Origin of the sequence: Pseudomonas sp. ICMP 460, from assembly GCF_002723595.1 — a bacterium.
GTDB classification, from domain to species: domain Bacteria; phylum Pseudomonadota; class Gammaproteobacteria; order Pseudomonadales; family Pseudomonadaceae; genus Aquipseudomonas; species Aquipseudomonas kitaguniensis.
On the sequence record NZ_LKBR01000050.1, the window covers coordinates 1 to 1952 of the forward strand.

At 55.4% G+C, this 1952-nt stretch carries 1 protein-coding gene; it reads left to right on the forward strand.

Annotation, left to right across the window (positions count from 1 at the left end; all coding sequences use genetic code 11):
- Positions 1 to 1952: immunoglobulin-like domain-containing protein (locus AO240_RS23790; RefSeq protein WP_371918671.1), on the forward strand; the 1952-nt coding region annotated here is incomplete at both ends.

The window sequence follows — 1952 nt, forward strand, 5'->3', positions numbered from 1 at the left end:
CTGTAGTTTTCGAAACACCGGCCAACGACGTCTACAACAACGGTTCCACCGTTAGCACCACGATTACGAGCGCTACAGGCGGCAACTTCGAAAATCTGGTGCCGAACACTGCACCTGCAGTCACTACGATTGCTGATTCGATCGACACCACCACCGTCACATTGACCGCAAACAATTCGGTCACCGAAGGCGGTCAGATTACCTACACCGCTACTTTGACCAATCCTGCGCAGACGCCGGTAAACGTGACACTGAGCAATGGCTCGGTGATCACTATCAAGGCGGGTGAGTCGGTTGGCACTGTGGCCGTGGACACTCCGGCCAACGACGTCTACAACAACGGCTCCACCGTTAGCACCACAATTACCAATGCCACCGGCGGTAACTTCGAAAACCTGGTGCCGAACACTGCACCGGCGATAACCACCATCGCCGACTCGATCGATACCACTACCGTTACGTTGACGGCTGGCCAGACCGTAACCGAAGGCGGTCAGATTACCTATACCGCTACGCTGACTAATCCAGCGCAAACGCCAGTGACTGTCACCTTGAGCAATGGCTCGGTAATTACCATCAAGGCCGGTGAGTCGGTTGGCACCGTGGCCGTGGATACTCCAGCCAACGATGTTTACAACAACGGTTCCACCGTTAGCACCACGATTACGTCGGCAACCGGCGGCAACTTCGAAAACTTGGTGCTAAACACGGCGCCTGCGGTCACTACGATTGCTGATTCGATCGACACGACCACCGTCACCCTGACGGCTGGCCAAACCGTGACCGAAGGCAGCCAGATTACCTACACCGCCACTTTGACCAATCCTGCACAGACGCCAGTAATGGTCACCCTGAGCAATGGCGCAGTGATTACCATCAAGGCCGGTGAGTCGGTTGGCACCGTGGCCGTAGATACTCCAGCCAACGATGTTTACAACAACGGTTCCACCGTTAGCACCACGATTACGTCGGCAACCGGCGGCAACTTCGAAAACTTGGTGCTAAACACGGCGCCTGCAGTCACTACAATTGCTGATTCGATCGACACGACCACCGTCACCCTGACGGCTGGCCAAACCGTGACCGAAGGCAGCCAGATTACCTACACCGCCACTTTGACCAATCCTGCACAGACGCCAGTAATGGTCACCCTGAGCAATGGCGCAGTGATTACCATCAAGGCCGGTGAGTCGGTTGGTACTGTCCAAGTCGATACACCAGCTAATGACGTCTACAACAACAGTTCAACTGTTAGCACCACGATTACGAGTGCCACCGGCGGTAACTTCGAAAACCTCGTGCCGAACTCGGCGCCTGCGGTCACTACGATTGCCGACTCGATCGACACCACTACCGTCACACTGACCGCAAACAATTCGGTCACCGAAGGCGGTCAGATCACTTACACCGCTACGCTGAATAATCCAGCGCAGACGCCGGTAACCGTCACCTTGAGCAATGGCTCGGTAATTACCATTAAGGCCGGTGAGTCGGTTGGCACCGTGGCCGTGGATACTCCGGCTAATGATGTTTACCAAAACGGCTCGACCGTCGGCACTACGATCACCAACGCTACCGGCGGCAACTTCGAAAATCTGGTGCCGAACACTGCACCTGCGGTCACTACGATTGCTGATTCGATCGACACCACTACCGTTACTCTGACTGCAAATAATTCGGTCACCGAAGGCGGTCAGATCACCTACACCGCGACTTTGACCAATCCAGCGCAAACACCAGTAACGGTCACCTTGAGCAATGGCTCGGTGATCAATATTAAGGCGGGTGAGTCGGTTGGCACCGTGGCCGTGGATACTTCGGCCAACGATGTTTACGCCAACGGTTCCACCGTCAGCACTACGATCACCAACGCTACCGGCGGCAACTTCGAAAACTTGGTGCCGAACACTGCACCTGCAGTCACTACGATTGCCGACTCGATCGATACCACT